Here is a 24,733-nt window from a genome sequence, read left to right on the forward strand (position 1 = left end):
CAAAATGCAGCCATGCCGCATGACTCAGCGAACCCATTATAGCCCACTCATGCGGATGCGTCAAATCAGCGTGAATCAGCTGCATATAACAAACCTTAATCATAATGACCCCTGCAAGAGAAAATCTGTAACGAATCATCCGAAATGCAATAAATCAAGCGATTCTTTTCATCGATCCTGCGGCTCCACAGACCACCCAATTCACCACGAAGCGGCTCAGGTTTGCCGATCCCCTCAAAAGGATTCCTCTCAATATCTCTCAATAAGATATTTATCCTTTTCAAAGTCTTCTTGTCCTGCATCTGCCAATAGAGGTAATCCTCCCATGCCTCATCAAACCAGCGCTTCTCCATCGTCTTCAACCTCGATCAAATCATGCTTTGCGAATTTCCCTGCCTTGAAGGCGGCAATGCCGCGACGAATATGAGCCATATTGCTTTCTGAATAAAACGGATCCGGGTCAGCTGAAAGTTCAAATGGAATTTTCCTGTCGCGCACTACACGTTTTGCAAAAATCAAAAACGCCGCGGATATCGGAAGACCTATTTCATCACAAACCTTGCCAAACTGCAAAGATAACGCCTCATCCATACGAATCACTACATCCTGCGCCATGAAATTCCCCTCCTTCAAGCAAAGAATATTATTCTGCAAAAATAAAATCGCCAGACGCTCGCACGGATGCGTCAAATCAGCTCGACATACCGCGCCACGGCGTCGCGCCAATCGGGCAGACGCGAGAAGCCCGCGTCATCGAGACATTTCTTCGACAGGCGCGAATTCTTGGGCCGCTTCGCCTTCGTCGGATATTCCTCCGTCTTGATCGCCTTCACACGCGTCTTCTTTCCCGCACAACGAAGAGCCTCCGCCGCAAGTTCCGCCCACGAGCATGTGCCTTCGTTCGTCGCATGGTAGACGCCGTACTTTCGCGTCTCGATCATGTCGGCGAGCAGGCGCGCGAGATCGCGTGTGTACGTCGGCGAGCCGATCTGGTCGCCGACAATGGAAAGCTCCTCGTGCGTTTCGGCAAGGCGCAGCATCGTCTTGATGAAATTCTTGCCATTTTCGCCGAAGACCCACGAGATGCGCACGATGAAGAGTTCGTCGATCTCTTTTTGCGCCGCCTCTTCGCCGAGAAGCTTCGACTCGCCGTAGACGTTGCACGGCGCCTTCTCATCCTCTGGCTCGTAGAAGTCCTCGCCCGTGCCGGGAAATACATAGTCCGTGCTGATGTAGAGGAACTTCGCGCCGATCTCCTTCGCGAGACGCGCGAGTTCGCCTGTCGCCGCCGCATTCACCTCGCGGCAAAGCTCTGGCTCGTCCTCGGCCTTGTCCACTGCCGTATACGCTGCGCAGTGGATGATCGCCGTCGGCCGATGTACCTCGACGAAGCGGCGCATTGCCGCGAAGTCCGTCAAGGAGAAGTCGCTCCTCGATGCGCCTTTCGCCTCGACGCCGCGCGCGAGAAGCTCGCGCATGACGTCGAAGCCCAGCTGTCCGCTCACGCCCGTGACAAGCACCTTCATAGAAATCCCCTTTCCCTATAGCGAGCACGCCTGACGCGCGGCACACTCATTCCTCCTGCCCCACATCGTCCGCGAGCACGCGCAACGTCCGAAGCGAGGCGTCCGCCGCACCCGTGACCTTGAGTCCCGCCGCCGCCATCACCTCGATGTAGCGGCAGACCTCCGCCGTGAAGACCTCGCCCGTGCAGATCACAGGGATACCCGGCGGATAGAAGGCGATGGTCTCCGCCGCGATGCGCCCCGCCGCCTCGCACAGGCGGCAGGGGACAGAGCGGCGATAGAACGCCTCGCGCGGCGGAATTGCCACAGGCGGCGCGGCGGGAAGGCGCACGACGGAAGGCTGCGCTTTCCCGTTATCCAGCATGGCGGACGCGCCCACCGCCGCGGCGGCAGTCGCCCCGTGTACCATCTGCCGCTGTGCCAAAGAGCGCAATGCCGCTAAGAGCCTTCCTGCACTTTCTGCCGTATCGGCATAGGTGAGGAGGAAGAGCACGTTTTGTGCATCGAAAAGCTCCGCCTCAATCTTATGCTCATAGCGCAGGATATGCGCAGCTTCCGCACCCGTTAGGCCGAGTCCCGTGACCGTCACCGTGAGCTTCAGCGGGTCGAGCGCGAATGCTCCTGCACCTCCCATGCGCTCTTCGCCAAAAGAGAAGAGTCCAGGCGTCGCATTCACCTCGCACCTAAGTTTCCGCGCCAGCCCCACAGCACGGGCAAGATGCGCCGCGCCCGCCTCTGCCATCTGCAGGCGGGCGATGTCGAGGGATGCCAGCAGCAGGTAGTTCGGGCTTGTCGATGTCAGGAGGCTCATCGCCCGCTGCACGCGCTCTTTTTCGATGCGCCCTTCGCGGAGCAACAGGAGCGAGGCCTGCGTCATCGCGCCGAGGAGCTTGTGCGTGCTCTGCGCGACGAGATCGGCGCCCGCTGCGATCGCCGACTCCGGCAAATCTTCAGAGAACGCGAGATGCGCGCCGTGCGCCTCGTCGACGAGGAGCACCATGCCCGCCTCGTGCACGATCTCGGCGATGGCACGCACGTCGGAGGCGACACCGTAATACGTCGGCGAAACGAGCAGCAGCGCCTTCGCCTCAGGATGCAGGCGGCACGCCTCTCGCACAGCTTCCGTACTAAGCCCGTGCGCTATGCCAAGCGCCTCGTCAACGATCGGCTCGATGTAGACGGGATGCGCGTCGGCAAGCACGAGACCGCCGAAAACGGAGCGATGCACGTTGCGCGGCACAAGCACGGCGTCGCCCGGTGAGAGAGCGGCCACGAGCATCGCATGGATCGCGCCCGTCGTGCCGTTGACGGCGAAAAAGGCCGCATCCGCTCCATAGAGCGCGGCGGCGAGATCCTGCGCCTCCTCGATGCAGCCCGTAGGATCGTGCAGATCGTCAAGCTCTTCCATCAGAGAGACCTCTTCTCGAAGGCCTGTTTCCGTCACGAGTTCGCGCAAGAGCGCATGCGCCCCTGCACCCTGCTTGTGTCCGGGCGTATGAAAGGCGAGAGCACCTGCTTCCCGATACGCACACATGGCGGCGGCGAGCGGCGCGCGTCTTTGTCTTTCGTCCGCCGTCACTTCTTCGCAGCCTTTTCGGGCGCGAGCACGTTCGGGCGGAACGGCATGCGCAGATGGATGCACGTTCCCTTGCCGATCTCCGAAATGATGTTGAGTTCCGCGCCGATGATGGCGGCGCGCTCTCTCATGCCGAGGAGTCCGTACTGGCCGTAAGCGTTCCTCGATATGGGATCGTTGACATCGCGGTCGTCGTCAAACTGCTCTTCTTCGCTCGGCACGGCGTCCTCTTCCGCATCGGGATCGAAGCCCTTGCCCTCGTCCTTGACCGTGATGGCGAGTGCCGAAGCCGTGTAGAGAATGCGCACCTCAGCCTTCTTGACGCCCGCGTGGCGGCTGACGTTGTTCAGGGATTCCTGCACGATGCGGAAGATGCTGACCTCAGCATACTTCGCGAGCTTCTGCTCCTCGCCCTCCACGGCGATGGAAGCATCGAGCATGCCGCGTTCGCGCATCTTGCTGATCAGCTGGCGCAGCGCTGGCTCAAGGCCGAGATCGTCGAGCGACATCGGGCGCATGTCGAAAATGATCTGGCGCATATCCGTCAGGCAGCCGCGAATGTGCTGGCGAAGTTCCTGCAGACCGCGCTTCGCCTCTTCGGGATCGCGGTCGACCATGCGTTCGATGATCGAAGTCTGAAAGATGAGGTTCGCAATGTCCTGCGCTGGGCCGTCGTGCAGCTCACGAGAAACGCGCAGGCGTTCCTCCTCCTGCGCCTTGATGATCTGCGCACCGACGAACTTGCTCTTCTGCGCTTCCTCGATCTGCCAGACGACGCCGTTGATCTGATCGCTCAGATAGCTCAAGACCGAGCCGATGCAGATCGCCAGATGCTCCGCCGTCCTCAAGATCTCCTTCAAACCGTGCAGGCGAAGCTCCAAGGCGTCGCGCTGCGCACGAAGCTGGTTCTCCTTCTCCCGTGCCACGCTCAGCTCGATCTGAATGTCCTTGACCGACTCGTAATGCTCGCGTATGCGCTCCTCCGAATAATTGCCGAAGTCACTGCTCGTCTCGGCGAGCTTCTTTTTCTCTCTCTGCTCGATTTCCGAAAGCTCATCGACCTTCTCGATCGTCTGGCGCGTGAGTTCGCGCAGATCCTCAAGCGTGCGCCGGCTCGACTCGACCTCGCCGCGCGCCGCCTCGTAGATATCGAAGATCTGCGTCTTATTCGTCTCGATCGTGCTGACCGTACTCTTGAGAATATTATCCAGCGACTTGGCGCTGAGCTTGTCGATCTGAGTGCGAGGAAACTCCGATCCGCTCTTCTCCTGCTCCATAAACATCGCCGCCCCCTTTTTCCACTAAAGATATTCATTTCATTATATAACAGACGCGGCCTCATATTCAAGGAGTTTGATGCAAACATCAACGCATATAGCACAAATCGCTTGATTTTCCATCCTGTTGCCGTTAAACTAAGAAGAAGCGCTTTTCTATTTATCTAATCTATTATAAAAATCGCGAGGGAGATCAGATATGAGCATTTTTTCCAGATTCCTGCCCAAGAAGAAGCAGCCGGAAATCAAGAACAATATTCCAAAGGAAAAGGCGAACATCAAGAAGACGTTCGGCATCTACTGTCACAAGGAGCACGGCACGGAGGGCGACAAGCTGTGCCCCAAGTGCACGGCGCTCCTTGCCACCGTGCTGATGAAGATGAACCGCTGTCCCTACGGCATCACAAAGCCGATCTGCGACCGCTGCGAAAACCCGTGCTTCTCGAAGAGCCAGAACATCGAATTCCGCAAGATCATGACGGCGAACCAAAAGAGCATGCTGCTGCGCCACCCGATCATGACGATCAAGCACAAGCTCGCGAGCATGGGCGTCGACTATGCGCTCAAGGAACGCGCGAAGAAGGAGCAGCAGAAGGTCGATGCGAAGGAGAAGGCGGCGAAGCGCCGCGAGGAAGCGCGCAGCAAAAAAAAGAAGTGAGGATCTCCCCTCACTTCTTCGCGATGATGCCCGAAAGCTCCCGCACGCTGTCGTTCAAGGCTCCGAGCTTACCCTCGATGCGCACGAGCAAAAAAGCCGTGACCGCCATCGGGAAACCGTAGCTGCCGAACGCCGCCAGAAGATCGTTCATCTCATCACCCCCTCGCACGCATACATGCGGCGAGGGGGCTTTTTCATATCACTGCAGATGCGCGAATCCGCAGCATGTCCAACCGACTGCATTGCGCAAAGCTCACCGACACACCCGCGTTCCCAAACGGCACATGCCGCCTCTCGCTTAGGAGGACGCAAGGATAAAACGGCGCTCCTTCTAAGCGATCACGTTCCGAAGATCGCCGATGCCCTCGATCTTCACGACGATCTCGTCACCTGCCTTGAGCCAGCGCCGCTCCTTCTCGGGCAGACCGAAGATCACGCCGTGCGGTGTGCCCGTGAAGATGACATCACCGGGATCGAGCGTCATGCACTTCGAAATATAGCTGACGATGGCGGCGGGCGAGAAGATCATGTCCGCCGTCGTCCCATCCTGGCGCATCTCGCCGTTGACAAACGTCTGAACAGCGAGATGCGAGACATCGATCTCTGCGGCGGGCACGATATAGGGGCCGAGCGGCGCGAAGCCGTCGGGCGTCTTGCCGAGCAGCCACTGCGAGGTGCGGCGCTGCAAGTCCCGTGCCGTGAAGTCGTTACCCGCCGTATAGCCAAAGATGGCGGCGGCGGCCTCTTCCTCAGCTGCATCCTTGACCTTTTTCCCGACGATGACGACAAGCTCCGCCTCGTAGTCAAGCTCCTTCGCGCCCGTGGGCAGGCGCACCTCGCCGCCTGAAGCGTTGAGTGCGTTATTGAACTTGCTGAAGAGCGCCGGATATTTGGGCGCCCCGAAGGGAACCTCCGCACGGTGGCTCGCGTAGTTCAATCCGACGCAGAGGATCTTGCCCGGCGCCGTCACGGCGGGCGCAAAGCGCAGTCCGTGCGCCAAAGGCTTCGCGTGTTGCAGAACGCTTTCGATCTGCGGCCGAATCTTCTCCCAATCGGCAAAGATTTCCTGCCAACCCCAGCTATAGCCGACGGCGCTGACATCGACAGTCTTCTCTCCGTCGCTCGCACCGATATGCACGGCGCCGTCCTCGGCATAGAAATTCAAGAGTTTCACGATCATTTCCCCTTTCCTGCTTCCTATATACGACAGACTTCTTCCCGTTCCTGCAAAAAATATTTTAGAAAATTCAAAACCGATATTGTATTTTGTCTCCTATCATGATATAATGAAGCCGTAAAGAGGAGAAAGGACGGGCAACGCCAGCGACGAGGACAAGCCTGCATGCAGGTCGGACTCCGCGGGCAGGGCAAGTGCCGGTCAGCCGAAACAGGCTCTTCTCAATGTGGTTACACGAAAGGTGTGAGGTTTATTGAGGAATAAGCTTTTCCTTCTCCACCTGAGGGTTTCCGGCTAGGAAGTGCACACTTTGCATACGAATCCCGCAACGACGGACTGACGAATGGGCAGCGGCCTGGCAGCTCCGAAGGCATTGCGGAAAAAGGCACAACGTCGGAAACAGCGTGGAGAAGCCCGTGGCAACTTTCACCTTGTCGATGCGTACGCGAGGGTCATTCAGTAGATTGCGCAGTCCCCAGATCGGAACCGAGATACCTGCCGAGCCCGGGATTTTGAACGATGACGAGTGATGCATCAATCTGTGATATTCCATCACAACCGTTCGATCGAACCGCTTCATACAGCATGGAGGCTTCATCGCGGAGCGCCATGCAAGACAATTGAATACGAAGGAAAAAGGGTATATGACGATCAAAAGATAAACCCGCCGAGAGAAGTCCCGTGAGACTCCTGCGGCGGGTTTATTGCTGTCAGCTTCCCTCATACGTGCGCACGCGCAAATCAAGCCCCCGCGCCTCACACAGTGCGCGGCACTTTGCGATTTCTTCCGCGCCCTCGACCTTTTCGACGATCGTCAAGACGACGTGCCTCGCATAGGCCTTCATCTTCTCAGCGAAAGCGAGCATCGCTTCGAAGGATTTGATACCGAACTCGCTTCTCGTCAGCGCCAAATAGCGTTCGGCGTTCGACGCATTGAGGCTGATGGAAACGGTATCAAGGATGCCGCCCGCGAAGTCCGCCGCCGTGTCACGTCCGTAGACGAGATCCGAGAGGCCGTTCGTATTGACGCGCGTCGGCAAGTCGGGATGCTGCTCCTTGACGAAGCGCAGCAGTTCAATGAGGTCGGCAAGGCGCATCGTCGGCTCGCCGAAGCCGCAGAAGACAACTTCCTTCACCGAGTCCCAAGGCGCGGCGAGGAGAGCCGCCTTGACTTCCTCGACCGTCGGCTCTTTGCCGCCGAGCCACAGGCTCATGTCCTCGGGCATATCCTTCATCGTGCGCAGGCAGAAGGTGCACGCACACGGACATTCATTCGTGATATTGACGTAGAGGCCGCGCTTCCCTTCGGGGCGGCGCTTGAGGCTTTCTTCGGGCAAGAGGTACTTGCCGCGATCGACCATGTAGACAAGCATAGATATTTTCCTTTCCAAAAATGTGGATAAATTCCACTCCGTAAAGCAAACAGCTGCCGCAAACGTACGGCAGCTGTTTGCTTTGCAGCTTTCTCAGTCCGCACTGCGGTCTTTGAGCGGCACGGGGACTTTCCAATAGACGACGGCCATGACGACGGCGAGGATCACCATCGCGACAGCAAGTCCCAGCCATCCGTTCATCGTGAGGCCATCGACGATGTAGCCGACGACGCAGACACCGACGACGACGAGCACATAAGGAATCTGCGTCGATACATGGTCGATATGGTGACACTGTGCACCCGCAGACGCGAGGATCGTCGTATCGGAAATCGGCGACGCATGATCGCCTGCGACAGCGCCCGAGAGGATCGCCGCGACGCAAAGCACGAGTACGGGGCTGTCCGTGCCGACGATGGCGATAGCGATCGGGATCAGGATGCCGAACGTGCCCCACGACGTTCCCGTAGCAAAGGCGAGGCCTGCGCCGACGAGGAAGAAGATGACGGGCAGGAACGTGATGACGCCCGCATTTGCACTGACTAGCTGACCGACGTAGCCGCCGAGGTCGAGGTACTTGTCGCTGCAGATGCCCGAGAGCGTCCACGCGAGGCACAGGATGAAGAGCGCGGGCGACATCGCCTTGAACCCGAGGATGAAACTCGTGCAGAAATCATTGAAGGAAACGACGCGGCGCGGCAAGTAGAGAAGTCCCGTGAAGATGAAAGCGATGAAAGAACCGAGCACGAGCGACTTCGACGAGTCACAGTTCGCAAAAGCCTCAGCGATGCTCAGTCCATCGTGGATGCCGCCCGTGTAGAGCATGCCGTAGATGCACGCGGCGATGAGCACTGCCAGCGGAAGCAAGAGGTCGTAGATCTTGCCCTTGCCCTCGATCTTCTCCTCCTTGACATCGGCATACTCGGGCGGAACGTAGAACTCTCGCTCATTCTTCCGGATAGAGGCGCCCATCTCGGAAAAATCTTTCTCCGACCACACGAGGAAGCACATGAAAATGAGCGTCAGCCATGCGTAGAGATTGATCGGGATCGTCTGCAGGAAGAGACCGAAACCGTCGATGCTGCTGCCTTCAGGCAGAGACGAGCCGACGGCTGCCGCCCAGCTCGATATGGGCGCGAGGATGCACACAGGCGCCGCCGTCGCGTCGATGATGTAGGCGAGCTTCGTGCGTGCGATCTTGAACTTGTCCGTCACAGGGCGCATGACCGTGCCGACTGTCAGGCAGTTGAAGTAGTCGTCGATGAAAATGACGATGCCGAGGAGCGCCGTGATCGCGAGCGCACTGCGCCTACCCTGAATCGTGCGCACCGCCCAGTCGCCATAAGCCTTCGTCGCACCCGAGCGCGTGATGGCGGCGACGAGAATACCGAGAATGACAAGAAAGACGAGGATGTTGACATTCGCCCCGACCTTCGTCTCCATGACTGCGAACATCGTGAGGATCGCTTCGAGGACATTGAAATTCGCGTAGAGCATGGCTCCTGAGAAAATGCCGATGATCAGCGACATATAGACTTCCTTCGTCGCGAGCGCCAGCACGATGGTGATGACGGGCGGAAGAACAGCCCATGCCGTTTCTGCCATAAAATCCCTTCCCTTCCATTGGCAATTATGTTCTTCATTATAATACAGATTATTTTCCGTGGCAATCAAAAAAGGCGGTGGTTTCCCACCGCCCTATTCTCCTGCATGCAGTCACGGGGCGAATAGCCGCTTCGCCCCAACAGAGCTCTCTCTGATCCCAACTGCACCCGATCAGCCTCTCCACAAGGCGGCTGCAGCAGCCCGCGCACGCGCAGAAGAAAAGCAGGCGGGCGCACCGCTCATTTTTCAAGACCTCGCTGCCATGCGTAGAGATAGTCAACGATGGCTGCAATCGGCGATCCCGGCACGTACTGTGTTGCAGGCAAGGGCGTCTTCACGCTCTGGGACACCTCACGTGTATCATAGGTCATTGTTGCAGAGCGAAGAATCTGGTAGGTGCGCGCGGCAAAGTCGAAATGCATGCGATAGGAAAAGAGACGGTTCTCCTTCGCCTTGATGATGGCGACATCCGCCGTATATTCATGATTGCTGTCGATGGAAATCGTCGTGACATCCACGAAATATCCCGTATCACCGCGAGCATCCACAAAACGCCGCCCCTCGTCCCCGGCAAAGCACACGGAGTTTGCGAGGAGAAGGAGCAACGCTGTCATGCTCAACATCAAGGTAAATTCTCGCATCGAATCGTCTCTTTCCTAAATTCAAGAATAAAAATACTTCCTTATTATAGGGAATAGACAGAGATTCGTCAAGGGCTGGTTGGAATCATTCCGCCCCTTTCAATGAGAGGTGAAATTTCAATGAAACTACGTCCACACCTCAGAGGAACTCATCCGTCGCCAGAAGAAGACCGAACGCGCCCACGGGGCTTTCGAGATGCAGCCGCAGGAACTTGCTCGGGCATGCCTTCGCATTCAAGGCGTGCGCCGTCCGCGGGATCTCCAGATCAAGCTCCAGATCACGCTCGCCGAGACGCACGGCGAAGAAGCCGTCCAAGACGTTCAGGAACTCCGCGAGACTATCCACCGCGAGATCGTCAAGCTCCGAAAAATCCTCGTGACTGTAGCGACGAGCGAGCGCCAGAAATACCGCATCGGGCGCTTCAAGCCCCGCGACGAGCGAGACGCCGCCCGTGATGGCCTGCGAGACGATGCGGCACGACACGCCCTCGGCAAAAGACTCCGTCTGCGGCACGACGACGCAGGCGATCTTCATAAAGCGCTTGAAAGCGAGCATAGCGACGCCAACGTACTCCGTGTAGAGCGGCAGCTCCTCGGCGAGCCTGCCTTCTGCCGCACGCTGGATCGCCTCGGACAAAGGATGCTCGCCCGCACGCTTGAAGTCTCCCAAGAGCCTCTCCAACTCCTTGTAGTCGAGCCTTCCGGCGTCCAACAAAGCCTGCGCGAAGCGGCAGCCCTCGCCTGCGATCGCCTCGCCGAGGTTGTAAAGCTGCGATGCCGTGAGGACGCCCTCCCTCTCCGCAGACGCGCGAAACTCCGCGCCCGAAAGCGCGCCGAGCGAAGCCAGGTCGACCGCCGTCGCCACGCCGTGGAAGAGCGCCTGCACAGGCACGTCGACCTTCGCCGTGAGCATCCTTTCGAGGAAGATGCGAACCTCAGCCGCATCTAAGACACCGCGATTCAGGAGAAATTGTGGGAAAAGCAGATCATTGCTCATCCAGCCCTGCTTTCTTTCGAATGCGCGTGATGGCATTCTTGATCTGCTCGGGCGTATAGGGCTTCTGGATGAAGTCCAGCGCCCCGAGCTTCAGCGTCTCCATAAGCTTCTCGGGCGTGCCCGCTGACGACAGCATGACGACGGGAATCGTATCGTCGATTTCCTTGATGACGCGCAGCACCTCGACGCCGTTGACCTCGGGCATGACGATGTCCAAGATCACGCCGTCGGGACGGTCGCCAAGGCTCTCGGCGATCGCCTCTTTGCCGTTCTCCGTCTCTATGACCTCACAATCGAGCGCCTCAAGCTCCTCGCGCAGCTGCTTGCGCAGAAGCTTGGAATCATCGGAAATGAGGATCTTGCACTTTCTTGCCAATCAAAACGCCTCCCATCAGTCCGCCCGCCGCACCCGAAAGGGCAGGAAGGCTCTTCCCATGAAACCACTTTTCTATCATTATAGCATATTTTTCTCTTATATGAGAATATTCTACGGTAAAGTTTGCAAGAAGTTTCTCTTAGTCATTGAAACAATCTCGTAAAGGAAAAGGTGCTGCCCGCTGTTACAGCAGGCAGCACCTTGCAAGCGCAGATGTACGCCCTTCACTCAACCCATGTCGTTCTCGGCAAAAATGGCGGCAAGTTCCGGATTTTCATGCAAATACTTCTCTGAAATGCGCTGCCAGTCGTAGGCTGTGACGCTCGGAATCAGACTTTTTTTCTCTTCCGCTCTCTCCCTCTCCGAAAGTTTGCCATCTGCGCCCTCGCCTGCGTCGCCATCGGTACGATGCAGTTTGCGCAGGCTCTCCTTGTACACGGTCATGCCATCCTCAAGGTCGCTCTTCCTCTCGGTGATCAGCTGCGAAAGGTCTGAAGAACGTTCCCCCTCCTCCTCTTTCTCGCCCGCACGATCTCCAAGCATGGCTTCAAGCAGCTCTTCCGTACACTTCGCCTTGCGGCTCATTTCCTGAAAGAAGGCGTATATCGCTGTCTTATCGTTGAAATAATCGCCCGCCTTGTCCTTGACCTTCATTGCATCGCCCATGTGGATGCCAAGGTAGGCGCAATATCGCCGGACGAGATCGCTGTGTCCATCTTTTTCAAAAAGCTCGATGTTCTTGCCGCTCATCGTCGTGCTGACGAGAGAACGGATCTCGCTTACCAGAGGATTTTCGCCTTTGGGGTCAAGTGCGTCCAAGCGCTCAAGAACGCTGCTCAGATATGGATCGCCTGCCAAGCTGTGCCCCAAGGCCTTCTGGTGATGACCATAGGCGTTGAGCTGACGAACGAGATACATCTGGATGTCGGCGCCAACGGCGAGGGGATTTTCAGCCGCGCCACGCAAGACGGCGCCGATGCCGCTCTCGATTCCTCTCATGGTTTCTGCCAGCGAAGCCCGTTCATATTCGGTCGCCCAGTCAAGATCCTCCGCTCGAAGCGGCTTCAACGGGACAGTGCCGGACATGTCCAGCTGCTCTACACTCTGCTTCGCCACAGCATCCTGCATAGCAGTCTCGCTGCCGCTTTGCGCCGCTGTTCCATGCAAGGCGGCAAGCCCCCTGCCCTCCTTGCTGATCGATACATGATAAGCCGGCGATCCAGCGGATTTTTCCGGCTCGCCCACATATTCCTTTTGCTTCTGCGGTGCGACAATCGTTGACTCATGCCCTTTATTTCCAACAAGCCGCTCACCCTGCAGCAAGCCTTTCTTCATCCCGATGGATGCATCGCCGTTTCCTTGGATCTTCATGCAGCTTCCCTCCTTGGAATTGAAATTCAAGTTGAAACCCTTCGTTTCTTATATCGAATCATCGTCTTTTTTCTTAAATACGCGTATTGGTCAGACACAAACGCAAAAAAGGACGCAGAGCTGTGTCGCTCCGCGTCCTTTCGCCCTACTCAGGCAAGCTCCTGATCCTCGCTCGAACGGATGTAGACCGCCTTGATCGCCTTGGGATTGACGCCCTTGACGACGAGCGCATTCTTCGCGATCATGTCCGTCATGACCGCTTCGGCCTCTGCCTTCGTCAGTCCCGCCTTGGGATCGGCGAGGCTCACGGTCGCCGTCTGCGTATCCGAGAGCTTGAAGACCATCTTCAGCGCCTTTGCCATTTCCTTCACCTCCTCCCTGCAAGCGATGGTTTCGGAGCGACGGCAAGGCCGCCCGCGAAACCGCTTCCTTTACTCTTCCGTCAGCGCGGCTGCGTCCTGGCGCATGACGTCCTTCAGCGTGTGCGACTGGAGGCCGCCGAGGCTCTTGCCGATGGCGAGGAAGTCCTCGTCGCCGAGCGCCGGGTTCACGTTCTGCACCATGCGCTGGCCGTAGGTCGGCAGGCCCTTCTTGTCCGTGCCCGTCTGAACCTTGAGAATCAGCTTCGTCGCCGCTCCCGTTTTCTTGACTGCCATGTCTCTCACCCCCTTTCGCCCCTATACATGCGGCGAGGAAGCGCGATATATCATGCAGATTCAATAGAAAACGAGGGCAGTCGCACAGGAATCCCGTGCGGCTGCCCTCGTTTTCTATTCTGTTTTCCTCATCCGTCAGAAGTGATAGTCAAACTGGGTGCGCAGGAGCGAGCGGTTGTACTCCGCGCTCGTGCCATAGTCGCGCTTCTGCCTGGAAAAGAGCGTCTCCCACTCGACGTTTTTCCACGGCACATACTTGAAGCCGACGATCCAGCCCTTCGTGCCGTTCCACGTCGAGCCCCATTCGTCGTCGCCCGCGAGCCAGCCGTTCGCGCCGTAGCGCACATAGCGCGCGTAGACGCCGAAGCTGCCGACGTCGTCAAGCTTTGTGCCCTTGTAGTTGAGACGCAGCGCAACGCTCTTGTTCTGCTCGTCGGCGTCGGTCTGGACGTAGTCGCCGATAACGCGCACGTTCTTCGCGACGTTCGTCGCCGCGCTGACGACGTAGCCGTAGCTCCTGGGATTCGTCCTGTCGTTGTCCCTGTAGACAGGGAAGACGCGGTGCGTCACCGGATCCGCCTCGTAGTGGTCGATAAGACCCGAGGTATAGCTCTCGTTCTTGCCAAGGCTGCTCCTCGCATAGGCGACGTTGATGTCGAAGTTGTGTCCGACCGCGCCCCAAAGGCCGACGCCGTAAAGGCTCTCCTTGTTGCCTGCGCCCGTCGACGCCATCCAGAAGCCGCTCGCCGTGAGATTCGTTCCCTTGATGGGAATGCCGAACTGGAAACCGTCCGACTCATTGCCGAAGAGCACATTCTGAAAGCCGAGACCGCGCCACGCACGTCCGAGGTTCAGCCACCTGCCGTCCTGCTGCGCTTCGACCCAGATGCGCTGGAAGTTGCCGTCGTGCCCCGACCATGTCTGCTGCCAAGTGTCCGTGCCCAGGGCATTTTCACTGCGCAGGTGGCCATTGTTGTAGTGGCGGTTCGTCTCGCTCTGCGCCTTGACCGTCCAGATGTCGTTGACCTTCATGTCGAGGCGCAGATCCATGTAGAAACGGTTCGCACTGCGGTCGAGCGTATCGGCATCGGTGTTCTTGTCGTAGTCGTACTGCGTGCGCACAAAGCCGTGCACCTTGAAACGTTCGATCGCCTCGCGGTTCTTGCGGATGTCCTCCGTGTTCTGCTCGACTTGGGCGCGCAGCGTGGCAAGCTCCGAGCCATACTCCTTTTCCAGCTTTTCGAGCACCGACCTCGCGCCGATATCGAGGTTCGACGCCTGCATGGCGCGTGCGGTGATCGCCGCCATCTCGTAGCGGCTCATCGTGCGGTTGCCTTGGAACGTGCCATCTGTGTAGCCTTCGATGACGCCGTTCTTCGCGAGGTAGTCGAGCGCTTCGTAGCTCCAATGATCTTTGGGCACATCGCTGAAGCTGTCCGCACCATCGGCGGCGAATGCAGTCGCGCTCAGCGCAGTGAACGCCAAGGCGAGGAGCGCCGTCCTCTTCTTGTAGAATCTCATCCCTGTCCCTTCCTTTCCGTATGATGCATCCTCCTCTTTCATCATACGAAAAAAACGCCTCGAATACAACGATTTCGAGGCGTTCAGGCTCTATGTACGCAAGTCGTAAAGGGGTACATGCGATGAAACTTGTTGCAGGGACGCGCTCCTTCGCGTGCGGCATTCAACCTGCTCCCTGCACCGTCTTTACATCACATTTTTCCTATGCTAAACTGATAGCAAAGAGCCAAGTCCCTCGACCATCTCAGACAGAAAGGAGTCGATTTTCATGACCACTCTTGCCATCGAGCTGGAAGAGCCTACAAAAGAAGCCCTCGCTGCGTGCGCTGCAAGCCAACATATCTCCCTGGAAGAATTTGCGCGCAACATCCTGGTCGAACAAGCCGGCTGCTATAATGCAGAAACCATGCAGGCCATCGACGATGTAAACAACGGACGAAATCTCAGCCGCACGTTCAATACAATAGAAGAGCTCATGGAGGAACTCAATGCTTAGGGTTCGCTACCGTAAGCAGTTCAAGAAGGATTTTCGGCGTGCCCTTAAGCAACCGGGACATACGCAAGAACGGTTCCAAGAAGTGCTGTCCTTGCTTGTAGAAGAAGCGCCGCTGCCCGAAAAATTCCGTGACCACGCCCTGACGGGAAACTATATCGGACACAGGGAATGCCACATTCTTCCCGATTGGCTTTTGATTTACAAAATCGAATCCGATATCCTCACCCTGACGTTGACCCGCACAGTGTCACACAGCGACCTCTTTTAGGAATTCGCAATCTCACGCCAGAAGCTCCGCCCTCGCGTCACAAACTCCACGCCGAAGATCTCGGCGATGGTCGCGCCGACGTCGGCGAATGCGGGGCGCGTGCCGAGATCGCAGCCCGCGCGTACCGCCGCGCCATAGGCTAGGAGAGGCACGTATTCGCGCGTGTGATCGGTGCCGGGCGCACCGGGATCGCAGCCGTGATCGGCTGTGATCATGAGCACGTCCGTCTCCTTCATCGCCGCGAGGAAGCCGCCGAGCCATGCGTCGAACTCCATGACGGCGCGTGCATATCCTGCCGTATCGCGGCGATGGCCGAAGACCATATCGAAGTCGACGAGATTGACAAAGGCGAGACCCGTAAAGTCCTCGCCGAGGAGCGATCTCGTCTTTTTCATGCCGTCGGCATTGTCCTCGTTCGTGCCAAGGCTCTTTGTGAGCCCTTTCCCTGCAAAGATGTCGGAGATCTTGCCGACCCCGATGGAGGCGAATCCCGCATCCTTCAAGGCGTCGAGCACGGTCGCCGGCGGCTCAAGCGAGAAGTCGTGCCGTCCTGCCGTGCGCTCGTAGTTTGGATACTCGCCGATGAAGGGACGCGCGATGACCCTGCCGACACCGTGCTTGCCCTGCATAATGGCACGCGCCTTGCGGCACGCCTCGTAAAGCTCCTCGCGCGGCACGACATTCTCGTGCGCCGCGAGCTGCAGCACGCTGTCCGCCGACGTGTAGACGATGAGCGCTCCCGTCTCGATGTGCTCGCGCCCGTAGTCATGAATGACCTGCGTGCCCGAATACGGCTTGTTGCAGATGAGCTTCCTGCCGATGCTCGCCTCAAGCGCGGCGATGATCTCGGGCGGGAATCCCTCGGGATACGTCGGCATCGGGTGCTCGCCGACGACGCCCGCCAGCTCCCAATGCCCCGTCGTCGTGTCCTTGCCGCGCGAGCTTTCCTGCAGCCGTGCAAACGCGCCGCGCGGCGCAGGCACGCGAAGCGCGGCTGCCTCCGCTGCGTCCTTGATGCCGTCGACAGAGAAGAGCCCGAGCGAGGCGAGATGCGGCGCAGAAAATCCTTCCGAACGCACGAGACTCAGGAGCGTGTTGCACGCGCCGTCGCCGAAGTCGGCGGCATCGGGTGCGGCGCCGACGCCGAGGCTGTCGAGCACGATGAGGAATACGCGCTTGATCTTTTTCAAAGCTCTTCGCCCCTTTCCTTGCGTGCGAAGTACTCGCGGTCGAGGATGCCGAGGATCACGAGGTTTTCGTAGACGCCGTCCGTCAGAATCGTCTCGCGGATCAGTCCCTCGCGCACGAGGCCTTCCGACTCGTAGACGTGCAGCGCGCGCGCATTGTAGTCCTTGCAGTCGAGCCAAGCGCGATGAAACTTGAGGTCATCGAATGCCCACGACTTCAGGAGCTTGAGCGTTTCGTGCCCGTATCCCTCGCCCTTCTTGTCGAGGATGATGCGCGTCCACTCGATCTCCTTCGACGGATTGTTGAGCCCTGCGATCATCAGAAAGCCGACCGGCTCCAAAGTGTCTATGCGCTCGATGACGAGATGAATCGCGCCCTCGGTGTTGAGCGTCTGGCTATGCACCTCGCGCTCCCACGGAATGACGAATTTGCCGTTCTCGGGGCGAAATTCCACTTCGAGGATGTAGTCGAGATCCTTCTCCTCCGCCTGTCGAAATTGCAGACGCGGTCCTTTCTTCACAATGCCCTGCATACGATGCTCCTTTCTATCGTGTCAAAGCAGACTGTGCATGCGGCCAAGCTCCTATGCGTGTGCTCCTTTCGCTGCTCTTCCTTTATTATACCACAAGAAGCCGCTTCTTTCAGTCAAGCTCGCGCAAGATCTCGCCGAGCAGCCATTCGGCGAATACGCCTTCGCCTGTGTGCCGCCGGATGTGCGCGGCGTCTTCCATCGCGAGTGTCTTGGCGGCGAAGGCGCGGTCGGCTGCGGCGAGGAGCGGCGCGTCAATTGCCGTGTCGCCGGCGGCGTAAACTTTGCGCGGCGAGAAGCGCTGGCGCAGCTCACGGAGCGCCGCGCCCTTCGTGAGCTTCGGCGGAAAGAAGTAGATCTTCCTGCCCGACGGCTCGACGCGAAGGCTCGTCTGCTTTTGGCACTCGTCCGCCATCGCCTGCGCGTCCACGCTGTCGGCACAGTAGACGAAGAGGTAGGCGTCGTCGACGATGCGGCAGCGGATGAACGCGGCATCGCCCAGATAGAGCGCGTGACAGCGCGCGATCTCCTCTCGTGCAGGGGCGATCAAAGCGTCGTGCGCCTCGCACCACGCGGCATCGACCTCGCCGCCGTGCAAAAGCACCGCGCCGTTCGTCGTCACGGCGTATTCGGGCGCTGTGCCTTCCGGCCACTCGATGCGCCGATACTGCTCGATCGAGCGCGTCGTCACGGGAATCAACCGCACTTTTTGCGAGACTTCGCGCAGACGCTCGACAGCGAGCGGTGTCATGAAGCCGTGCGCCCTGCCCTTGATATGCTCAACGCAAATATCGCCCTCGCGCTTGTGACTGCGCGAGTAGAGCAGCGTGTTGTCGAGATCGGAAGCGAATACGATGTCTTTCATTTCAGTTGTCGGCGAGCGAGCGTATGAGTCCGCATGCGAGATAATTCTCCAGCGGGTACTCCACGACCTCGACGCCTTTCTCCTTTGCCAGTTGATAGAGATGACCGAGCCGCGCTTCGTCCGTGCGGCTCTTGACGAGAAGTTTCCACGGCAGGCGGCGCAGGAGGACGCGCGTCGCCTCGCCGATGCCGGGCTTCACGAGGTTGATGTCGCGGATGCCGAAATCGCCCGCGATGCGCTCGACCTCGGCAAGCCCCGACCGATGCACCGCGCCCTCCTCGCGCACCGGCGGCGCTTCCTCAGAGAAGCGCCTTTCCACCGCCTCAATGAAGTCATACGTCAGATCCTTATCGCGCAGTCCTTCGTAAAAGGCCGCGCCGTGAAAGTCCGCCTCGCCGATCAAATCATCACGCAGCACCGTGCGGCTCAGAAGCCCCGACACCGTCGAGTTCAGGCATGAACTCGCGATGAGGAAGTCCTCGTGCGTGCCGCATTTCTCCGCCACATAGGCGGGATCGGACAGGACGGCAAGCCCCGCGCTCACGCCGCGAAACTCTGCCGCGTCGTTTGCGAGCTCGCGCGCGATCGCGCCCTTGCCCGTCCAGCCGTCGACGAACTGCAGAGCCTCGGGCGCGTGACGCGCGAGGATGTACGCCATGGCGTTCTTGTCGATGCCCCTGCCGCGAATGATGGAAATCGTGTAGTGCGCGACGTCCGCGCCAAAGCGCCTCTTGATATAGCGCTTGAGCAGAATGCCAATGGGCGTACCCGCACGGGCGAGCGAGACGAGCGCGGCGGATGCGCCCTTCTCCTCGTAAATCTTCTCGGCGAGACTCGCCGCCGCATGAGCTGTGATCTCGGCATAGCGCGAGAGCGCATCGAAATACGCCTTCAAGTACTTTTCCGACGGCTCGTATTCCAAGGGCAGCATCTCCGAATAATGCCTGCCCGACTGAATGAGCTTTTCCCTCTCTGCCGTCGGCAGAGGATCGAGCTTTCCCGTGATGTCTTTCAAAAGGATCGTCACGTCGTCCTTCTTGTATGTACTGAACATCGCCCGCTCCTTCCTCGTCATTCGTCGCGGCTCATCAGATAGACGATGTCCGTGCAGCCGCTCTCGCGCAGGGCGCGGGCGATACTCTCGACCGCCTCATGCGCCTCGTGCGCCGTGTCCGAGACGATGACGGCATGGTGATAGGGCCGCAAGTTGTAGATGTACGTCGCACGCTCATCGCCGTAGAAGCTCTTGACCTGCCAGCCCGCTTCGATGGGATAGCCCGCTTCCTCCGAGATGCCGATGGGGCTTCGCGTCGTCGCATGGAAGAAGACGTTCTCCCAGCCCTTCCGCTCCAAGACCCTGCCGACCATAAGACCCGGCAGCATACATTCCTCCGTGCCGAGCACGAGGATCGACTCGTGCTTCGCCCACGAAATGCGCTCGGCGAGGACGAGTCCCGCGCCCTGCCAGAGGATCGTATAGTCGCCGATCGCGACGCCCGTGCGCGGCGTCGCGTACTCGCCGAGCGCAAGCGTGCGGTAGGGGTAACGCCGCGACGGCACGCAGCAGTCCGCCGCCCCGCGCGTTTGAAACGCCGCCGCGCGCGCCTCGTAGTCTTCGGGCGCAAGCTCCACGAGTGCGACGCACTCGACGCCGCATGCCAAGAGCCGCTCACGATCGGACGCCGTCAGGCGGTTCAAGACGGACGCCGCAACGAGCCTCTTCTCGCGGAGCGCGGGCAGCTTCTCCTTCATCTGCTCGACGATATTAGAGAGCGTCCTGCCCGTCGAGATCTCATCGTCGACGAAGACGACCGTATCCGTCTCGGCGAGCTGCGCTTCGAGCACATCGACGGCGAGTCGCTGCTCGGGTGCATGGCTGTGCTCCTCCAAAAACTCGATCGTGCGCACGCCGGACGGCAATTCCTCGCGCGTCGTCTGCACGTAGAGGCACGAATCCGCGAGCGACTTCGCGACGACGGCGCCGATGGCGGTCGCCGTCTCGGCGAAGCCGATGACGATCCTTGCCGCAGGCACGGCTGCCTTGACCTTCTCGCCGAGCGCTTCCATGAGGTCGAGCGCTTCGTGCGGCGCGACGGGCATGTGCTTTCCCTGCAGCGGGTTGACGAGCAGATAGCCGCGCTTTTCGTTCCTGTGCCGCCTCGCCACGCGCAGCACTTCGTCTGCCGTGTACTTCATCGCGCCCGCCTCATGCCTTGAGCCGCTTCGGCGTCTCAAGATTCGCCACGCGATAAACCTTTTGGCGGTCGGGGTACTGCCACGGCTTTTCCTCGCCGAGAAGCTGATGGACGGCGATATCGGGCACGTTGATGCCCGTAGCGAGGCACGAGAGCTGCAGGCCGCCCGACATGCGCGGATTGATTTCCAACAGGCAGTACTTCTCTCCGTCGCCCTTGAACTGGATGTTGATCGGCACATCGATCTGCAGGAGGTTCATCATCGTGCGGCATTTCTCGACGATCTCCTCATCGAAACGGACTTCCGAATAGCGGTGGTTCGTCTTGAAACGCGGGATGATGATCTCCTCGCCGGGCGTCCGCAGGCAGTCGACGCTGATCTCCTGCCCTTCGAGGTACGGCATGAGCATGAAGGGCACGGAAAAGTCGTAGCCCCGAACGACCGTGCGCGCCATGTCCCACGTCAGCTTCATGCCGGGCTTGCGGCGCACGTCGCCCGAGCGCAGAAGCGTATCGTCGATGACGCGAAAGGTCTCGGCTCCCTCGTCCTTCGTGAGCTTGTAGCAGACGCGCCTGCAGTGCGGCCGCAGCGTCTCGTAGGCGGCGCAGAATTCCTCGTACGTGCCGGCGATGAGATGCGCGGGCACGAGGGAGGCATCACGCGCCTCGAAGAAAGCGTACGTCGCCGCCTTGTCGTCGAGGAGCCGCATGATCTTATAATCGCTGCCGACGGCGAGCTTCGTGCCCGCCGCAAGAAATTCCTCACGATAGCGCGAGAGCAGCGTCAGGGCGCGTCGCGGGAAGAATACATCGATATGATGCGCCTTGCAGAATTCCAGGCAATACTCCACATACTCTTCGGAAACGGGAAGCGCAGGCTCCGTATACCACTCGTCGGAAACGAGACGATAGAGTGCATTGGGATTGGCGCTTGAGCCGACGAACGTGAACTTCCCGGGCGATCCCGCCCGCATCAGCTCGATCAGATGGTAGGCCGTGCTGAACCATTGGTTGAACCATATACGCATAAAGACTTCCCCTTACCTTTTGCTCTCGGCGGCGGCTGCCGCCCCATCATCCTTGACGCCATAGATTTCTGCGAGCGTCAGCACGCGCTTTGCCCACTTGGCATGCGTCTTGACCTCGTTCATGCGCGTGCCGTCCCAGCTCTTCTTCACGCCCGCCTTCCCGTCCTGCCAATTGGCGATCATCTTCGCGTCCTCGTAGTCGGCACGCTCTGCCTTCAGGCTCTCGAAGACGAAGGGGAGCTGCGCGGGGTGGATGACCGTCTTGCCGATGAAGCCGCTCAAGCGGTCGAGTTCCAGCTCCCTCTTGAGTCCCGCCGCCCACGCGCCCGCAGGGTCGTCGCCGAAGTAGTTCCAGACGGGGCCGGAGACGATGTAGTCACGCGCGAAGATGTTCAGAATGTCGATGAGGATGTCGCGCACGACGCCGACCTCGTAGATCGTGTGCGTGATCGAGCGGCGCACACCGTAGAGATTGCTGAAATCGTTGCCGCCGACGCGGATGTTCAGCACGTATTCCCTGTGTGCGTCGAAGATCGCCTTGAGCTCACCGAGGACGGCGGCGCGGCTCTTGATGTCGGCGATAGAAGGACTTTCGAGGACAGGCATGAGGTAGCGCTTCTTCGCCGCGCCGTCATTGACCGATCGCATCAGCTCCATGTAGGCTTCGACATTGCCGAGGTTCACCTTGGGCAGGACGTAGCCTGTCAGAATGTCGCCCGCCGCGCCCACGAAATCAAGAAAATGCTCCATGTGATCGGCGGTGCGCACGCGCACGAAGAGCAGCGGCATTTCGCGCCGCTCCTCTTTGCAGGCCTCCTTGAGCGCCGTGAGATTCGTGCGCAGGACTCGCTCGGCGTCCTCGACCGCCGTATCGCCGATCGCGTCCTCCAGACAGAAGCAGATGGCCGTCAGATGCTCATTTTCCCGCCGCTGAATCTTCTCCACGATGTTCTTCTGATTGGCGGGCATGTAGAGAAGCCCGCCCACCTTATACTGCAAGATTTCCCTATCTTCCATTCAGGGTAAAACCTCCATCTTTAGGAAGCACGGATAAGCCGCGCCCCCTCTCTATTCCACGCTGAGTCCGTAGTCCTCGCAGAGTCTCGCGAGTCCCGCCTCGTAGCCTGCGCCGACGAGCTTGAGCTTCCATGCGCCGCGATGGCGATAAATCTCCGCCGCGTTCACCGTCTTCTCGCGCCGCAGGCCGTCGAGATAAAAGCTGTACTTCGGCACGCCGTCCTCCGCGATCGTCAGGCGCGGCGCACGCACATGCGAGAAATCCCTGCCCGTGCCGTCGTCGTAGACCGAGAAGCACAGGACGAGGCGCTCGACGGCCATGCCAACCTTGGCGATGTCGACGCTCGCACCAATGTCGCCCGCCGTATCCACTTCGATGCTGTCATCGTCCGCGCGTGCGTTGCCAAAGAAGATCAAATCCTCATCGCCATGTACGCGCCCGCCCGCATAGAGGCGAAACACGTAGGCGTCGACCTCGACGCCCGGCTCGCGGCCTTCGTCCTCGTAGCGGAAGGCGAGCTTCTCGCTTCCTGCAAGCCGCAGCCGCTCGCCGCGCACAAGCTGAGGAAGCGGCGGCTCGGGGCTTCTCGCGCGTCTTTCCGGCGCACCCGCACGCGCCTCGCCCGCGATGAATATGCGCCGCTCCTCGCTCGCCGAGCGCATGCTGAGAGCGCCGTAGACGACAGAGCCCGCGCGCATCGCGGGAAGCGTCAGAAGGAAGCCGCCCGCCCCCGCCGGCAAGACCTCGGGAGAAACACGTGCATCCGCGATCTCCGCCGTCACGCGCACCTCCGCCTCAGGCGATGCGGCGACGGCGAAGCTGTTCTCGCACTCGGGCGCGAATGCGCCGAGGTCGATGAACTTCGGCAGCGCCGCCAAGGAGGCGCCCGCCGTTCCCATTGCACTTTCTCCCCTCGCCTGTTCCCTTTCCATCGCATCCGCCTCCTGCGTCGGATTTCGGCAGACTCCCGCACGCGGCTCGGAACTCCACTTCAGAGCCGCGCCTGGAAATTGCCGAAAAGAACACCCCAAAAACGGGAGGCGCAAGGCCTCCCGTTTTTTTCCAGTGCTTTATCAGACATTCACGCCGTACGCGCGGCAAAGGGCTTCCAAACCGCCCTGATAGCCCGCGCCGACCGCGTTGAACTTCCACTCGCCGTTGTGCCGATAGATCTCGCAGACGACGAGCGCCGTCTCGACGGAGAACTCCTCCATGAGATCGAAGCGCAGAACCTCCGTACCCTGCATATCCTGCGCGTTCGCCATGCGCGCGACGCGCACGTAGGCGTTCGATACCTGTCCGAAATTCTGCTTGCGCACCTGCGCCTCGTAAATCGTCACGGTGATGGCGATCTTGTCGACGTCCGCCGGCACTTTCGTAAAGTCGATCGTCAGAACCTCGTCGTCGCCCTCGCCCTCGCCCGTGAGGTTGTCGCCCGTATGATGCACCGAGCCGTCCGGGCTGTCGAGGTTGCCGTAGAAGATGAAGTCCTCGTCCTTTCGCACCTTGCCGTTCGCGCCCAAGAGGAACGCCGAGGCGTCGAGGTCGAAGTCCGCGCCGCCGTCGTACTGGTTGACGTCCCAGCCGAGGCCGACGAGCGCCATCGTCATGCCCTTGTCGAGGCTCACGCGCTGTCCCTTGGAAAGATTCACCGCCATGTCATTTTCCTCCCTTTCTCACGATCTCCTGAATCCACGTCTCGAAGCCCGACGGATTCCTCGTCTGGATGAGCACGGGACCGGGCCCGCGGAAGCGGCACACGAGGCATTCGCCCGACATGACGCTCGAAATCCAGCCGTTCGACGCCTTTTCGATCTTGTAGTTCATGTAATCGGGCCATGCGACGAGGTGGCCATTGTCCACGATGACCTCCTCGCCCGCTTCGAGGTTCAGCACGTGAATGACGCCGTAGCTGCTCAAGAAGGCGATGCCCTTGCCCGTGAGCTTCAAGAGGAAGAAGCCCTCCTGCGAGAAGAATCCCTGCATGAGGCCCTGCATCTTCGAGTCGATGTTGACCGTCTCCTCCGCCGCAAGGAAGCCGCCCTTCTGCACGATCATGCCGTAGGAGCCGTCCAAGGCGACGTCCATGATGCCGCCGGGCAAAGGATGGCCGAAGAGCACCTTGCCCGCACCGCGCGAGGCGACGAGACGCTGCAGGAAAAAGCTCTCGCCCGTGAAGACGCGGCGCATGATGCCGCCGAGCACGCCGCCCTCCATCTTTCCCTCGACGTCGACGGTCGCATCCATCGCGATCATCGCATCGGATTCCGCCTTGATCGCCTCGCCGTGGCGCAGCGAGCACTCGACCACGGGAAAAGCCTCCGGATATAAGATCTTGTATTCCATCATCGCACCCCTTTCGATGGAAGAAGCTGTGCACGAGTCCGAGAGA

General features: G+C 59.5%; 29 protein-coding genes. 3 read left to right on the forward strand and 26 right to left on the reverse strand.

All coding sequences use genetic code 11. From position 1 onward, the window contains the following. Window positions 1-95 precede the first annotated feature (95 nt). The 5 genes from RWS31_RS04660 to RWS31_RS04680 form a co-directional block, all read right to left on the reverse strand. On the reverse strand, window positions 96-353 hold the full coding sequence (locus RWS31_RS04660) for a Txe/YoeB family addiction module toxin (RefSeq protein ID WP_264917965.1): 258 nt from the start codon (window positions 351-353) through the stop codon (window positions 96-98). After that, window positions 334-615 carry a type II toxin-antitoxin system RelB/DinJ family antitoxin gene (locus RWS31_RS04665; RefSeq protein WP_313972939.1) on the reverse strand — a complete coding sequence of 94 codons (282 nt, stop codon included), beginning with the start codon at window positions 613-615 and terminating at the stop codon, window positions 334-336. The genes RWS31_RS04660 and RWS31_RS04665 overlap by 20 nt, the downstream gene beginning before the upstream one ends. A 71-nt stretch (window positions 616-686) precedes the next feature. Next, window positions 687-1,526: a dTDP-4-dehydrorhamnose reductase gene (gene rfbD / locus RWS31_RS04670; RefSeq protein ID WP_314596446.1), complete on the reverse strand. Its 840-nt coding sequence runs from the start codon at window positions 1,524-1,526 to the stop codon at window positions 687-689. A gap of 46 nt (window positions 1,527-1,572) precedes the next feature. Next, window positions 1,573-3,105, reverse strand: coding sequence for an aminotransferase class I/II-fold pyridoxal phosphate-dependent enzyme (locus tag RWS31_RS04675; protein ID WP_314596592.1), 1,533 nt, complete (start codon window positions 3,103-3,105; stop codon window positions 1,573-1,575). Continuing rightward, window positions 3,102-4,379, reverse strand: coding sequence for a sensor histidine kinase (locus RWS31_RS04680; RefSeq protein WP_399553739.1), 1,278 nt, complete (start codon window positions 4,377-4,379; stop codon window positions 3,102-3,104). The genes RWS31_RS04675 and RWS31_RS04680 overlap by 4 nt, the downstream gene beginning before the upstream one ends. Before the next feature lie 199 nt (window positions 4,380-4,578). Here RWS31_RS04680 and RWS31_RS04685 point away from each other — a divergent pair, with 199 nt between their 5' ends. Beyond that, window positions 4,579-5,037: a nitrous oxide-stimulated promoter family protein gene (locus tag RWS31_RS04685; protein WP_314596448.1), complete on the forward strand. Its 459-nt coding sequence runs from the start codon at window positions 4,579-4,581 to the stop codon at window positions 5,035-5,037. Between the two features lie 10 nt (window positions 5,038-5,047). Here the strand turns inward: RWS31_RS04685 and RWS31_RS04690 are convergent, their stop codons facing one another. The 11 genes from RWS31_RS04690 to RWS31_RS04740 all read right to left on the reverse strand — a co-directional run bounded on the left by RWS31_RS04690 (window position 5,048) and on the right by RWS31_RS04740 (window position 14,754). Further along, window positions 5,048-5,188 (reverse strand): YvrJ family protein, encoded by a 141-nt coding sequence (locus tag RWS31_RS04690; protein WP_006192773.1) that lies wholly within the window; start codon window positions 5,186-5,188, stop codon window positions 5,048-5,050. A gap of 180 nt (window positions 5,189-5,368) precedes the next feature. Next, window positions 5,369-6,217, reverse strand: a complete 849-nt coding sequence (locus RWS31_RS04695; protein WP_314596449.1) for a fumarylacetoacetate hydrolase family protein — start codon at window positions 6,215-6,217, stop codon at window positions 5,369-5,371. A 707-nt stretch (window positions 6,218-6,924) separates the two neighbouring features. After that, window positions 6,925-7,587 carry a TatD family nuclease-associated radical SAM protein gene (locus RWS31_RS04700; protein ID WP_314596450.1) on the reverse strand — a complete coding sequence of 221 codons (663 nt, stop codon included), beginning with the start codon at window positions 7,585-7,587 and terminating at the stop codon, window positions 6,925-6,927. A gap of 93 nt (window positions 7,588-7,680) precedes the next feature. Further along, complete coding sequence (locus RWS31_RS04705; protein ID WP_314596451.1) at window positions 7,681-9,192, reverse strand: Na+/H+ antiporter NhaC family protein; 1,512 nt, start codon at window positions 9,190-9,192, stop codon at window positions 7,681-7,683. A 239-nt stretch (window positions 9,193-9,431) separates the two neighbouring features. Next, the gene (locus RWS31_RS04710; RefSeq protein ID WP_314596452.1) at window positions 9,432-9,833 is read right to left on the reverse strand and encodes a hypothetical protein; all 402 of its coding nucleotides are present in this window, start codon (window positions 9,831-9,833) and stop codon (window positions 9,432-9,434) included. Window positions 9,834-9,972: 139 nt separating this feature from the next. Next, the gene (locus tag RWS31_RS04715) at window positions 9,973-10,830 is read right to left on the reverse strand and encodes a hypothetical protein (protein WP_314596453.1); all 858 of its coding nucleotides are present in this window, start codon (window positions 10,828-10,830) and stop codon (window positions 9,973-9,975) included. Then, on the reverse strand, window positions 10,820-11,206 hold the full coding sequence (locus RWS31_RS04720; RefSeq protein WP_006192748.1) for a response regulator: 387 nt from the start codon (window positions 11,204-11,206) through the stop codon (window positions 10,820-10,822). The genes RWS31_RS04715 and RWS31_RS04720 overlap by 11 nt, the downstream gene beginning before the upstream one ends. A gap of 228 nt (window positions 11,207-11,434) precedes the next feature. After that, on the reverse strand, window positions 11,435-12,577 hold the full coding sequence (locus RWS31_RS04725) for a hypothetical protein (RefSeq protein WP_314596454.1): 1,143 nt from the start codon (window positions 12,575-12,577) through the stop codon (window positions 11,435-11,437). Window positions 12,578-12,726: 149 nt separating this feature from the next. Beyond that, window positions 12,727-12,939 (reverse strand): DUF2922 domain-containing protein, encoded by a 213-nt coding sequence (locus tag RWS31_RS04730; protein ID WP_006192745.1) that lies wholly within the window; start codon window positions 12,937-12,939, stop codon window positions 12,727-12,729. A gap of 69 nt (window positions 12,940-13,008) precedes the next feature. Continuing rightward, window positions 13,009-13,233, reverse strand: a complete 225-nt coding sequence (locus RWS31_RS04735; protein ID WP_009646611.1) for a DUF1659 domain-containing protein — start codon at window positions 13,231-13,233, stop codon at window positions 13,009-13,011. Window positions 13,234-13,368: 135 nt separating this feature from the next. Further along, entirely contained in the window at window positions 13,369-14,754 is a 1,386-nt protein-coding gene (locus tag RWS31_RS04740) for an S-layer homology domain-containing protein (RefSeq protein WP_314596455.1), read from the reverse strand. Window positions 14,755-15,022: 268 nt separating this feature from the next. Between RWS31_RS04740 and RWS31_RS04745 the strand changes: the two genes are divergently transcribed. Next, the gene (locus RWS31_RS04745; RefSeq protein WP_314596456.1) at window positions 15,023-15,250 is read left to right on the forward strand and encodes a hypothetical protein; all 228 of its coding nucleotides are present in this window, start codon (window positions 15,023-15,025) and stop codon (window positions 15,248-15,250) included. Further along, window positions 15,243-15,518 carry a type II toxin-antitoxin system YafQ family toxin gene (locus RWS31_RS04750; protein ID WP_314596457.1) on the forward strand — a complete coding sequence of 92 codons (276 nt, stop codon included), beginning with the start codon at window positions 15,243-15,245 and terminating at the stop codon, window positions 15,516-15,518. Before RWS31_RS04745 ends, RWS31_RS04750 begins: the two co-directional genes overlap by 8 nt. Here RWS31_RS04750 and RWS31_RS04755 read toward each other — a convergent pair. From RWS31_RS04755 to RWS31_RS04800, 10 genes are all read right to left on the reverse strand, one after another. Continuing rightward, complete coding sequence (locus RWS31_RS04755; protein ID WP_314596458.1) at window positions 15,515-16,708, reverse strand: phosphopentomutase; 1,194 nt, start codon at window positions 16,706-16,708, stop codon at window positions 15,515-15,517. The genes RWS31_RS04750 and RWS31_RS04755 overlap by 4 nt on opposite strands. Next, on the reverse strand, window positions 16,705-17,238 hold the full coding sequence (locus tag RWS31_RS04760) for a GNAT family N-acetyltransferase (protein WP_006192741.1): 534 nt from the start codon (window positions 17,236-17,238) through the stop codon (window positions 16,705-16,707). Before RWS31_RS04760 ends, RWS31_RS04755 begins: the two co-directional genes overlap by 4 nt. A gap of 109 nt (window positions 17,239-17,347) precedes the next feature. After that, window positions 17,348-18,100, reverse strand: coding sequence for an HAD hydrolase family protein (locus RWS31_RS04765; RefSeq protein ID WP_314596459.1), 753 nt, complete (start codon window positions 18,098-18,100; stop codon window positions 17,348-17,350). 1 nt (window position 18,101) lies between these two features. Then, window positions 18,102-19,175, reverse strand: coding sequence for a cysteine protease StiP family protein (locus RWS31_RS04770; RefSeq protein WP_314596460.1), 1,074 nt, complete (start codon window positions 19,173-19,175; stop codon window positions 18,102-18,104). Continuing rightward, the gene (locus RWS31_RS04775; RefSeq protein WP_314596461.1) at window positions 19,172-20,296 is read right to left on the reverse strand and encodes a phosphoribosyltransferase domain-containing protein; all 1,125 of its coding nucleotides are present in this window, start codon (window positions 20,294-20,296) and stop codon (window positions 19,172-19,174) included. The genes RWS31_RS04770 and RWS31_RS04775 overlap by 4 nt, the downstream gene beginning before the upstream one ends. Before the next feature lie 10 nt (window positions 20,297-20,306). Further along, window positions 20,307-21,323 (reverse strand): ATP-grasp domain-containing protein, encoded by a 1,017-nt coding sequence (locus RWS31_RS04780; protein ID WP_314596462.1) that lies wholly within the window; start codon window positions 21,321-21,323, stop codon window positions 20,307-20,309. Between the two features lie 12 nt (window positions 21,324-21,335). Continuing rightward, a complete protein-coding gene (locus RWS31_RS04785) occupies window positions 21,336-22,340 on the reverse strand; it encodes an HpcH/HpaI aldolase/citrate lyase family protein (RefSeq protein WP_314596463.1) in 1,005 nt (334 codons plus the stop codon). 51 nt (window positions 22,341-22,391) lie between these two features. Continuing rightward, window positions 22,392-23,273, reverse strand: coding sequence for a TerD family protein (locus tag RWS31_RS04790; protein WP_314596464.1), 882 nt, complete (start codon window positions 23,271-23,273; stop codon window positions 22,392-22,394). A gap of 141 nt (window positions 23,274-23,414) precedes the next feature. After that, a complete protein-coding gene (locus RWS31_RS04795; RefSeq protein ID WP_265070494.1) occupies window positions 23,415-23,999 on the reverse strand; it encodes a TerD family protein in 585 nt (194 codons plus the stop codon). A gap of 1 nt (window position 24,000) precedes the next feature. Next, window positions 24,001-24,690, reverse strand: coding sequence for a TIGR00266 family protein (locus tag RWS31_RS04800; protein WP_006192732.1), 690 nt, complete (start codon window positions 24,688-24,690; stop codon window positions 24,001-24,003). Between the last annotated feature and the right edge of the window lie 43 nt (window positions 24,691-24,733).

Origin of the sequence: uncultured Selenomonas sp., from assembly GCF_963528755.1 — a bacterium.
Classification (GTDB): domain Bacteria; phylum Bacillota; class Negativicutes; order Selenomonadales; family Selenomonadaceae; genus Selenomonas.

Bases quoted from the DNA above. Each gene is read 5' to 3' on its own strand.
- RWS31_RS04795 (WP_265070494.1), bottom strand. From the start codon at position 23,999: ATGGCGGTGAATCTTTCCAAGGGACAGCGCGTGAGCCTCGACAAGGGC.
- RWS31_RS04660 (WP_264917965.1), bottom strand. From the start codon at position 353: ATGGAGAAGCGCTGGTTTGATGAGGCATGGGAGGATTACCTCTATTGG.
- RWS31_RS04700 (WP_314596450.1), bottom strand. From the start codon at position 7,587: ATGCTTGTCTACATGGTCGATCGCGGCAAGTACCTCTTGCCCGAAGAA.
- RWS31_RS04715 (WP_314596453.1), bottom strand. From the start codon at position 10,830: ATGAGCAATGATCTGCTTTTCCCACAATTTCTCCTGAATCGCGGTGTC.
- RWS31_RS04780 (WP_314596462.1), bottom strand. From the start codon at position 21,323: ATGCGTATATGGTTCAACCAATGGTTCAGCACGGCCTACCATCTGATC.
- RWS31_RS04770 (WP_314596460.1), bottom strand. From the start codon at position 19,175: ATGACGAGGAAGGAGCGGGCGATGTTCAGTACATACAAGAAGGACGAC.
- RWS31_RS04725 (WP_314596454.1), bottom strand. From the start codon at position 12,577: ATGAAGATCCAAGGAAACGGCGATGCATCCATCGGGATGAAGAAAGGC.
- RWS31_RS04800 (WP_006192732.1), bottom strand. From the start codon at position 24,690: ATGATGGAATACAAGATCTTATATCCGGAGGCTTTTCCCGTGGTCGAG.
- RWS31_RS04730 (WP_006192745.1), bottom strand. From the start codon at position 12,939: ATGGCAAAGGCGCTGAAGATGGTCTTCAAGCTCTCGGATACGCAGACG.
- rfbD (WP_314596446.1), bottom strand. From the start codon at position 1,526: ATGAAGGTGCTTGTCACGGGCGTGAGCGGACAGCTGGGCTTCGACGTC.
- RWS31_RS04680 (WP_399553739.1), bottom strand. From the start codon at position 4,379: ATGGAGCAGGAGAAGAGCGGATCGGAGTTTCCTCGCACTCAGATCGAC.
- RWS31_RS04665 (WP_313972939.1), bottom strand. From the start codon at position 615: ATGGCGCAGGATGTAGTGATTCGTATGGATGAGGCGTTATCTTTGCAG.
- RWS31_RS04705 (WP_314596451.1), bottom strand. From the start codon at position 9,192: ATGGCAGAAACGGCATGGGCTGTTCTTCCGCCCGTCATCACCATCGTG.
- RWS31_RS04710 (WP_314596452.1), bottom strand. From the start codon at position 9,833: ATGCGAGAATTTACCTTGATGTTGAGCATGACAGCGTTGCTCCTTCTC.
- RWS31_RS04690 (WP_006192773.1), bottom strand. From the start codon at position 5,188: ATGAACGATCTTCTGGCGGCGTTCGGCAGCTACGGTTTCCCGATGGCG.
- RWS31_RS04760 (WP_006192741.1), bottom strand. From the start codon at position 17,238: ATGCAGGGCATTGTGAAGAAAGGACCGCGTCTGCAATTTCGACAGGCG.
- RWS31_RS04735 (WP_009646611.1), bottom strand. From the start codon at position 13,233: ATGGCAGTCAAGAAAACGGGAGCGGCGACGAAGCTGATTCTCAAGGTT.
- RWS31_RS04740 (WP_314596455.1), bottom strand. From the start codon at position 14,754: ATGAGATTCTACAAGAAGAGGACGGCGCTCCTCGCCTTGGCGTTCACT.
- RWS31_RS04785 (WP_314596463.1), bottom strand. From the start codon at position 22,340: ATGGAAGATAGGGAAATCTTGCAGTATAAGGTGGGCGGGCTTCTCTAC.
- RWS31_RS04685 (WP_314596448.1), top strand. From the start codon at position 4,579: ATGAGCATTTTTTCCAGATTCCTGCCCAAGAAGAAGCAGCCGGAAATC.
- RWS31_RS04745 (WP_314596456.1), top strand. From the start codon at position 15,023: ATGACCACTCTTGCCATCGAGCTGGAAGAGCCTACAAAAGAAGCCCTC.
- RWS31_RS04790 (WP_314596464.1), bottom strand. From the start codon at position 23,273: ATGGAAAGGGAACAGGCGAGGGGAGAAAGTGCAATGGGAACGGCGGGC.
- RWS31_RS04775 (WP_314596461.1), bottom strand. From the start codon at position 20,296: ATGAAGTACACGGCAGACGAAGTGCTGCGCGTGGCGAGGCGGCACAGG.
- RWS31_RS04695 (WP_314596449.1), bottom strand. From the start codon at position 6,217: ATGATCGTGAAACTCTTGAATTTCTATGCCGAGGACGGCGCCGTGCAT.
- RWS31_RS04750 (WP_314596457.1), top strand. From the start codon at position 15,243: ATGCTTAGGGTTCGCTACCGTAAGCAGTTCAAGAAGGATTTTCGGCGT.
- RWS31_RS04765 (WP_314596459.1), bottom strand. From the start codon at position 18,100: ATGAAAGACATCGTATTCGCTTCCGATCTCGACAACACGCTGCTCTAC.